At 71.8% G+C, this 10,119-nt stretch carries 2 protein-coding genes; both read right to left on the bottom strand.

What is annotated here, in order from left to right; all coding sequences use genetic code 11:
• On the bottom strand, nucleotides 1-4,553 hold a 4,553-nt coding region (locus ACODSD_RS24620; protein WP_488878591.1), incomplete at its 3' end, for an amino acid adenylation domain-containing protein.
• Nucleotides 4,550-10,119, bottom strand: a 5,570-nt coding sequence (locus tag ACODSD_RS24615; protein ID WP_488878590.1) for an amino acid adenylation domain-containing protein, incomplete at its 5' end; no start/stop codon positions are given. The genes ACODSD_RS24615 and ACODSD_RS24620, both read right to left, overlap by 4 nt.

Raw genomic sequence — 10,119 nt, 5'->3', positions numbered from 1 at the left:
CTCCGGCGCTCGCCGCCGTCCGCCCTGCTCGCGCCGCCGGCGGCCGCGTCCCCCGCCGTGGTTTCCCCGAGCAGCGCGCGCAAGGCCGCCGCGTACTCCGCGACGAAGCGGAGCACGGTCTCCGTCGAGAAATGCCCGCGCGACGGCACCAGGGTGATCCGCAATACGCCTTGCCTGCCGTCGAAGCTGCTTTGCACCACCAGCGGCACATTGGTCGTGTCGCTCGCATAGCCGTCGGACACCTCGATGTCGCGCACCGCGTCCTCCAGCGCGCGGAAGTGCGTGAAGTTGAACAGCGCGTCGAACACCGTGCCCACCTGCCGATGCAGTTCGATCAGCGGATAGCGCCGGCGGCTGAACACCTCCAGCTCGGCCGCCTGCACCGCGCGCACCAGCGCGACGGCGTCGAAGACGCCGGCCGGGAAGTCGAAGCCGAGCGGCAGGCTGTTCAGGAACAGGCCCAGCACCCGGTCGCCGTCCGCGCCCTCGCTGCGGCCGTTGAACACCACGCCGCTCGTCACCGCCGGCCTGCCGCAGATGCGCGACAAGGCGAGCAGATGCGCCGTCAGCAGCACGCTCTTCACCGAGGCGCCCGCGCGCGCGGCGAGCGCTTCCAGGCCGGCGGACTCAGCGGCCGAAATCGGCACCTCCGCCGGCGCCGCGTCGCCGTCCGGCTCCCGCGCCAGCCGCGTGGCCGGCAAGGATTGCAGCCGCGCGCGCCACCAGTCGCGCAGCGCGTCCGAACGCGCCGCCTCGCGCTCGCGCTCGACGAAGTCGCGGTAGCGGGTGGCCGGCGCCGTCAGCGCCAGCGTCCGGCCGGCCAGCCGCGCCGAATAGTCCGAGATCAGCTCGGAGAGCAGCAGGTTGAAGCTCCAGCCGTCCAGAATCGCGTGGTGCTTGGTCACGCCGATATGCATCTCCTCCTCGCTCAGGCGATGCACGGCGAAGCGGATCAGCGGCGGATGCTCGACGTCGAAGCGCCGGCGCCGCTCGGCCTCGCGCCAATCCAGAATCCGCGCGTCCTGCCGCGCCGCGTCCAGGCCACGCCAGTCGCTGACCGCCAGCGGCAAGGATACTTGGCGGTGCACGTACTGCAGCGGCTCCTCGTCGGCGGCCAGATCGAAGGCGGTGCGCAGCGCCGGATGGCGTTCGAAGGCGCCGCGCAACGCCGCCTCGAGCGCGGCCGCGTCGAAAGGCAGGGCCAGCCGCTGATCGTTGACGTTGTGATAGGCGGAGTCCTGGCCGTGCCGCATCTCGTTGGCCAGCATCGCCATCTGCATCGCGCTGAGCGGATAGGCGTCCTCGTAGGCGGCGTCCAGCGGCGGCGGAGGCGGCGGCGCGCTCGCGGCCGGCGGCGGCGAGTCCGTGCGCCGGACCCGCGGCGCCAGCCTTGCTATGGTCAGCGAGCGCATCAGCTCGTCCAGCGTGAAGTCGATGCCGACCTTATGCGCGGCCGACAGGATCTGGATGCTCAGGATGGAGTCCCCGCCCAGCTCGAAGAAGTTGTCGGTGACGCCGACCGGCGAGCGCTTGAGCACGGATTCGAACACGCCGACCAGCGCCTGTTCCACCGCATCGCGCGGCGCGACGTGCGGACGCGCGGCGTCGCCGTCCGCCGCCAGCGCGTCGGCCAGCCGGCGGCGATCGAGCTTGCCGTTAGGGGTCAGCGGGATCGCATCCACCTCGATCAGGCGCGCCGGAATCGCGTGCGGCGGCAGGCGCTGCGCCAGCCAGTCCCGCAGCGCGGCGGGAGAGAGCGACGCGCCCTCGCGCGGCGCCGCGAAACCCGCCAGCTGCGCGTGGCCGTCTATGCTCGCCTCGTCCACCATCACCGCCGCGGCGGCGACGTCCGGGTGCCGGGCCAGCGCCGCCTCCACCTCGCCCAGTTCGATGCGGAAGCCGCGGATCTTGACCTGCTCGTCGATGCGGCCCAGATAGTCCAGCTCGCCGTCCGCGTCCCAGCGCCCGAGGTCCCCGCTGCGGTAAAGCCGCTCGCCGGGCAGGAAGGGGTCGGCGATGAAGCGTTCGCGGTCGAGCTCGGGACGCTTGTGATAACCGCGCGCCACGCCCTCCCCGCCCACGTAGATTTCGCCCGGCACACCCGGCGGCACCGGATGCCCGGCGGCGTCGAGCAGGTAGATACGGTAGCCGGGCAAGGGCCGGCCCACCGGGCTGCGCGAGGAGAGCGCGTCGCCCGCGCCCAGCACGCGCTCGGTCACGTGCACCGTGGTTTCGGTGATGCCGTAGAGATTGACCAGCGCGACGCCGCTCTCCTCGCCCAGGCAGGCGGCGAACTGGCTGGGAATCAGCGCCTCGCCGCCGAAGAACACATGACGCAAGCCGGCCGGCAAGGGCCGCCGCGCGTCGCCCAGCGCGCGCAGCAGCTGCTTGAAGGCGCTGGGGGTCTGGCTCAGCATCGTGACGCCCTCGCGCTCCAGCAGCGCGAGAAACGCCTCCGGCGTGCGCGAGCAGCGGTAAGGCACGATTTCCAGCCGCCCGCCGTGCAGCAGGGCGCCCCAGATTTCCCATACCGAGAAGTCGAAGGCGTAGGAATGGAACAGGGTCCACACGTCCGACGGTCCGATGCCGTAGCTCCGGCGCGTCGCCGCGAACAGATGGTCCACATTGCGGTGCTCCACGCACACGCCCTTGGGCTGTCCGGTCGAGCCCGAGGTGTAGATCACGTAGCACAGGTCGGCGGGCGAAGTGTCGCGCGGCGGCGGCACGTCTTCGCGCTCGCCGGACTCCGCCGCATCCCCCATCCCGATCAGAACCCCACCGAAGTCCCCGAAGCGCTCGCGCGCTTCCTCGCCGCAGATCAGCGCGCCGGCGCCGATATCCTCCAGTATCCAGGCGAGGCGCTCCGGCGGATGGTCGAGATCGAGCGGCACATAGAAGGCGCCCGCCTTCAACACCGCCAGTATCGCGACGATGCTGTCCACGCCGCGCCCGAACGCCAGCGCAACCGGCGTGTCGCCGCGCACGCCGGCGGCGTCCAGCCGCCAGGCCAGCCGGTTGGCGCGGCGGTCCAGTTCGGCGTAAGTCAGCGCCTCGCCCTCGCATTGCAGCGCGACGGCGTCGGGCCGCGCGCGCGCCTGCGCCTCAAAACGGCGATGCAGGCACTGGCGCGCCGTCTCGTCCGCGCGCCGGGCCGCCGCGTTCCAGCCCGCGACCAGCGCGCCGCCCGCCTCCGCGCCCAGCAGCGACGCCGCGCCGATGCGCAGCGCGGCGCCGCCGCGTTCGAACTGCTCCAGCAGCCGCGCCAGCATCGCGACGATCCGCTCCGCCGACGCCTCCGACACGCGCTGGCGATCGTAATGCAGGCGCAAGCGCAGACGCTCGCCGGGAATCGCGACCACGGTCAGCGGATAGTTGGTCTGTTCCACCACCTCGACGTCGCCGACGCCCAGCCGTTCCCGATAGCGCGTCGCGTCCGCGCGCGCCGGATAGTTCTCGAACACCACCAGGCTTTCGAACAAGGGCGCGCCCGGGGCCACGCCGCTCCAGCCCGGAATCGCGTGCAGCGGCGTATAGGCGTAGGCTTCGGCGTCCACATGCCGGCGATGCAGCTGCCTGAGCCAGTCGCCCAGCGTCTGCGCGGCGTCGACGGTCGCGCGCGTCGGCAGCGCGTTGACGAAGAGCCCCACCATCTGCTCGACCCCGCGCAGCTCGGCCGGCCGGCCGGACACGGTGGTGCCGAACACCACGTCGTCGCGGCCGCTCGCTCGCGCCAGCAGCAAGGCCCAGGCGGCCTGGATCACCGTGCTCTGCGTCAGCTCGCAGGCGCGCGCCAGCCGCTGCAGGCCCTCGCTCGTCCGCGGGTCCAGCTCGCGTTCCAGCAGACCGTGGCCGCACGCGTGTTCCGGGCCGGCCTCCTCGGCCAGCGGCAAGGGCGTGGCCGCGCGCACATCGCCCAGCCGCTCGCGCCAGAAGGCTTCGGCCGCCGCGCCGTCCTGCTGGTCCAGCCAGCGCAGAAAAGCGCTGTAGGGCTGGGGCGGCGGCAAGGCCGGATCGGCCCCGCGCCGGTAGGCGTCGTAGCAGGCGAGCGCTTCGCCCAGCACGATCTGCACCGACCAGCCGTCCAGCAGCAGATGGTGATAGCTCCACACGAACTCATAGCGTTCTTCGCCGGTGCGGAACAAGGCGCAGCGCATCAGCGGCGCGCGGCTCAGGTGAAAGCCCGGACGCCGGTCCTCGTCCCGGTAGGCGGCGAGGCGCCGCCGCTGCTCCTCGGGATCGAAAGCCCGCCAGTCCTCCTCCACCCACGGCAGTTCGACGTCGCGGAAGACCACCTGCACCGGCTTGGACGGCCCGTCCCACAGAAAGCCGGTTCGCAGCACGCCGTGGCGCGCGATCACCGCTTCCAGCGCGCGCCGGTAATCGGCCGCGTCTAGCGCGACCTGGAAGGCGCAAGCGACCTGTTCGTAATAGACGCCGGACTCCGGCGCTTTCAGCGTATGAAACAGCAGGCCCTGCTGCGTCGGCGTCAACGGCAGCATGGTCTCGACTTTCGAGCCGGCTTGCTGCGCGGCGTTTGATAATGTTTTGTTCATGGCTGTTCGTTCAGTAGCTGTAACACTTCGTCGATATCGTTCTGGTCAAGATGGGCGAGCGGCAGGTCCGACGGCGTCAGGCCGCCCGACTGCGGCGACAGGCAATGCGTCAGCACCGCGTCCAGCTCGGCGCGGAAGCGCTCCGCCAGCGCCGTCACCGCGTCCGCCGCTTGCAGCGCCGCGTTGTACAACCAGTCCACCCGCAGCCGTCCTTCGTGCACCTGCGCCACCACGTCCAGCGCGTAGCGACGCCTCATCCCGCCCGAGCGCGCGCCGCCCGGCGGCTCGCCCAGCCAAGCCGCGCCCGGCGCGCCGCCTTCTTCCAGCCGCCATTGGCCCAGGTAGTTGAAGCACACCGTGCGCGCATGGCCGCCCAGCTCCGATCCACGGCTGCCGTAACGCAGTGCCTGGTAGGCGATGCCGCTGTCCGGCACGCCGCGCATCCGCTCCTTCACCGACTTCAGATCCCGCGGCAAGTCGCCGCTCAGCGGCAGCCGCAGCGGATACAGGCTGGTGAACCAGCCCACGGTGCGCGACACGTCCACGCCCGCCAGCCCGTCGCGGCCGTGGCCTTCCAGGTCCAGCACGCATTCCTCCGCGCCCGTCCATTGGCGCAAGGCCCGCGCCAGCGCGGCCAGCAGCAATTCCTCCGGACGCATCCGATAGGCCTCGCCCGCCTGCCGCAGCCAGCGCTCCGTGGTCGCCACGTCCCATTGCAGCGACACCCGCGATTCCGCCGCCACCGTGTCTTCGCCCGCGCCGACGCCGGGCAGGGTCATCCCTGGCGCGTCCATCTCCCGCCAGTAGTCCAGCGTCGATTCCGGCAAGGCGTCCGCCCAGGCCCACAGCCGCTGCGACCACGCCTGGTACGACACCGTCTTGGCCGGCCACGACGTCGCCTCGCCCCGGCTCAGCGCCGCGTAGGCCCGCCACAGGTCTTCCAGCAGAATCCGCCACGACACCCCGTCCACCGAGGCGTGATGCGCCAGCCACAGCAGACGCCAGCCTTGGTCCAGCCGGTACAGCCGCGCCGCCCACAGGCCGGCGCCGTCCAGGCGCAGACCGGCCTGCAGTTCGGCCGCGTCGCGCTCCAGCGCGGCCTCGGCGTCGGCCAGGCCGCGCAGGTCTACTATCTTCACTTCCACCGGCGCGCCGGCGCCGCTTTCCTGAATCCAGCGCTCGCCGTCCCGCCGCCAGCCTATCCGCAGCGCGTCGTGGTGTTGCGCCACCGCCTGCAGCGCGCCGATCAGCGCCTCGGCGTCAAGCGGGCCGCTCAGGCCCAGATAAGCTCCCTGGCTGAACTGTTGCCAGTCCGTGCCCGGCCAGTCCAGATACCAGGCCTGGATCGGGCCTGGCCTCACTTCGCCCCTCACCTCGCCCTGCTCCGCCGGCGCGCCGGTTTCTTCCGCCGCGCCGCTTTCCGCCGCCAGCTCGGCGATGGTCGGATAGCGGAACACTTGCTGCGGGCTGATGCGCAAGCCCCGCTCCGCCGCCCGCGACGCCATCTGTATGCTCAGGATGGAGTCGCCGCCCAGCGCGAAGAAGTTGTCTCTCACCCCCACGCGTTCCAGCCCCAGCAGGCCTTGCCAGATCTCCACCAGCGCCGCCTCGGCCGCGTTCTCCGCCGCCGCCGCGCCCGCCTCGATCTGCGGCTCAGGCAGGCGCTTGCGGTCCACCTTGCCGTTGGCGCTCAGCGGCACGCTGTCCAGCGCCATGATCGACGCCGGCAGCATGTATGGCGGCAGCCGCCGCGCCAGCGCGTCGCGAATCGCGGCGGAATCCAGGCTCGCGCCCGGCAGCAACAGCACATAGCCGGCGATGATCCGCCGCCCGTCGCGCTCGACCACCGAGGCCACGCCGCGCTCCACGCCCGGCGCCGCCGCCAGCGCGGCCTCGATTTCGCCGATCTCGATCCGGAAGCCGCCGATCTTGACCTGATCGTCCACTCGGCCCAGGAATTCCAGATTGCCGTCGGCAAGCGCGCGCGCGCGGTCGCCGGTCCGGTACATCCGTTCGCCCGGCACAAAGGGATTGTCGACAAAGCGGTAGGCGCTGAGATCGGGCTGGCCCAGATAACCCAGCGCCACGCCCGCGCCGGCGATCCACAGATCGCCCGGCACGCCCACCGGCACCGCCTGCAGCGAGGAAGACAGCACATAGAGCCGCTGCCCCGGCAGATGGCGGCCATAGGGCACGAAGGCGGCGTCGGCCGCCAGTCCCCGCGTGTCGTACCAGCACGACCAGATGGCCGCCTCGGTGGCGCCGCCCAGCGCCAGCACCTCCGGATCGGACATCGCCGCCGCGCGGATCTGCGCGGGCAGCCCCACCGGCACGCGGTCGCCGCTCAACATCGCCAGCTTCAGCGTGGGCGGCAGCGCGCGCCCGCTCTGCCGGCATTCCAGCAACAGCAGCTCCATCACCGCCGGCACGGACTCCCAAACCGTCGCCCCCTCGCGCGCCATCAGATCCAGCCACGCCGCCGGCGCGATCGTCGACGACTCCGGCGCCAGCAAGACGGCGGCGCCCGCCGCGAACGCACCGAAGAAATCGAATACCGACAGGTCGAAGCCCGCCGCCGACACGCACATCAAGCGGTCGGACGCGCCGATCTCATAACGGCGCAGAAAGACTTCCATCGTCAGCGCGGCCGCGCGGTGGCTGATCATCACGCCCTTGGGCTTGCCGGTGGAGCCCGAGGTGAACATCACATAGGCCAGATCGTCGGGCGCCGCCTCCGGCAGCGCGACCTCGGCCGGCGGCGTTTCGTCGATCAGGATCGCGCGCGCCGCGACGCCGTCCAGCAGCGGCAGATGCTCGCGCGTCGTCAGCACATGGCCGACCGTGGCCAGCAGATCGCGCAAGCGTCCCGGCGGCATCGCCGGATCGGCCGGCACATAGGCGCAGCCGGCGCGCATCACGCCCGAGTAGGCGGCGACCGCGCGCGCGCTCCTCGGCAGCAGCACCGCCACCGGTTCGCGCCGCGCGCCCGCCGCCGCCACCGCCCTGGCGACGCGCAGCGTCTCGTCGGCCAGTTCGCGGTAGTTCATCGCCTCGTCCACGCCGATGATCGCCGGCGCCAGCGGCGTCAGCTCGGCGTGCCGCTCTATGCCGGCGTGCAGCAGATAGCCGTCGCCGACCGGCGGCGTCGCGTTCCAGTCGTGAATCAGCCGGCGCGCCTCCGCCTCGTCCACCAGGCTCAGATCGCCCAGCCGCGCGTCCGGCTGCGCGGCGAGCTGGGCCAGCAGATGCAGGAAGCTCGCGCCCAGCCGGCCTATGCCCTCCTCGTCGTAGCGCGAGGCGTCGAAATCGACATAGAGCACGGTCTCCTCGCCCGGAATCAGCTGGCCGACCAGCGGATAATTGGTACGCGTCTCGGCCGCCGCGAACTCGCTGACGTCGAAACCGGCGTCGCCTCGGGCCAGCTGGCGGTCCACCGGATAGTTTTCCACCACGAACAGGCTGCTCAAGAGCTCGCCGCCCTCGTAGCCCGCCCAGCGCCGGATGTCGGTCAGCGAGGCGGCGCCCAGTCTGGCCCGTTCGCTCTGCTGTCCATGCAGTTGCTGCAGCCATTGCGACACGCGCGCGTCGTCGTCGATGCCGACGCGCACCGGCACCGTGTTGATGAACAGCCCCACCATCCGCTCGACGCCCGGCAGCGTCGCCGGCCGGCCGGACAGCGTGGTGCCGAACACCACCTCGCGCCCGCCGCCGGCATAGCCCAGGGTCAGCGCCCAGGCGCCGGTCAGCAGGCTGGCGCGGGTGACGCCGGCCCGCCGCGCGGCGCGGTCGACCTGCTCGTTCAGCCCCGCGTCGAACACGAAGGCGCGCCGGCCCTGGCCCCGCGCTTGCACGCCGCGCGCCGGCGCGGCGAAGCCTATCGGCGTGGGCTCTTCTATGCCGGCCAGCACCTGTTGCCAGTACGCCGCCTGCTCGCTCTCGTCCCGCGCCGCCAGCCAATTGACGAAGGGCAGAAAACGGCTGCCCGGCAGCGGGGCCGCGTCGCCGGCGCCCAGCTCGGCGTAGCGGCCGATCACCTGCTTCAGGATCAAGGGCACCGACCAGCCGTCGACCACCGCGTGGTGGTAGCTCCACAGGAAGCGCCAGGCGTCGCCGGGTTCGCGGATCAGGGTGCCGCGCAGCAAGGGCCCGCGTTCCAGATCGAAGCCGCGTTGACGGTCCTGCTCGCGCAGCGCGTCGAAGCGGCTGACGCAGGCCTCGGCGGACAGCGCGCGCCAATCCAGCGTGTCCCAGTCCGGGTCCAGACGGGGATGGACGATTTGGACCGGGCTCTGCAACTGCCGCCAGCGGAAGGTGGTGCGCAGCGCGGCGTGCGCCGCCGCGACGTCGAACCAGGCTTGACGGAAGCGTTCCGCGTCGAAGACGCCGCTCATTTTCCAGTGCAGTTGTTCTATATAGAGCGGCGCGTCCTCGTCCGCGATGGAGTGAAACAGAATGCCCTGCTGCAACGGCGTCACGCCGTACAAGGCCTCCAGCCCGGGATGCTCGCGCTCGATCGCGTCGATATCGCTCTGCTCCAGTTGAGCGAGCGGCAGGTCCGACGGCGTCAGGCCGCCCGACTGCGGCGACAGGCAGTGCGCCAGCACCGCGTCCAGCTCGGCGCGGAAGTGCTCCGCCAGCGCCGTCATCGCGTCCGCCGCTTGCAGCGCCGCGTTGTACAGCCAGTCCACCCGCAGCCGCCCTTCGTGCACCTGCGCCACCACGTCCAGCGCGTAGCGACGCCTCATCCCGCCCGAGCGCGCGCCGCCCGGCGGCTCGCCCAGCCAAGCCGCGCCCGGCGCGCCGCCTTCTTCCAGCCGCCATTGGCCCAGGTAGTTGAAGCACACCGTGCGCGCATGGCCGCCCAGCTCCGATCCACGGCCGCCGTAACGCAGCGCCTGATAGGCGATGCCGCTGTCCGGCACGCCGCGCATCCGCTCCTTCACCGACTTCAGATCCCGCGGCAAGTCGCCGCTCAGCGGCAGCCGCAGCGGATACAAGCTGGTGAACCAGCCCACGGTGCGCGACACGTCCACGCCCGCCAGCCCGTCGCGGCCGTGGCTTTCCAGGTCCAGCACGCATTCCTCCGCGCCCGTCCATTGGCGCAAGGCCCGCGCCAGCGCGGCCAGCAGCAATTCCTTCGGACGCATCCGGTAAGCCTCGCCCGCCTGCCGCAGCCAGCGTTCCGTGGTCGCCGCGTCCCATTGCAGCGACACCCGCGATTCCGCCGCCACCGTGTCTTCGCCCGCGCCGACGCCGGGCAGGGTCATCCCCGGCGCGTCCATCTCCCGCCAGTAGTCCAGCGTCGATTCCGGCAAGCTGTCCGCCCAGGCCCACAGCCGCTGCGACCACGCCTGGTACGACACCGTCTTGGCCGGCCACGACATCGCCTCGCCCCGGCTCAGCGCCGCGTAGGCCCGCCACAGGTCTGCCAGCAGAATCCGCCACGACACCCCGTCCACCGAGGCGTGATGCGCCAGCCACAGCAGACGCCAGCCTTGCTCCAGCCGATATAGCCGCGCCGCCCACAGGCCGGCGCCGTCCAGGCGCAGACCGGCCTGCAGTTCGG

The organism is Chromobacterium sp. FG22, assembly GCF_057809415.1.
The sequence above is the reverse complement of the archived record's forward strand: the minus strand, read 5'-3'. Positions and strand labels throughout refer to the sequence as shown.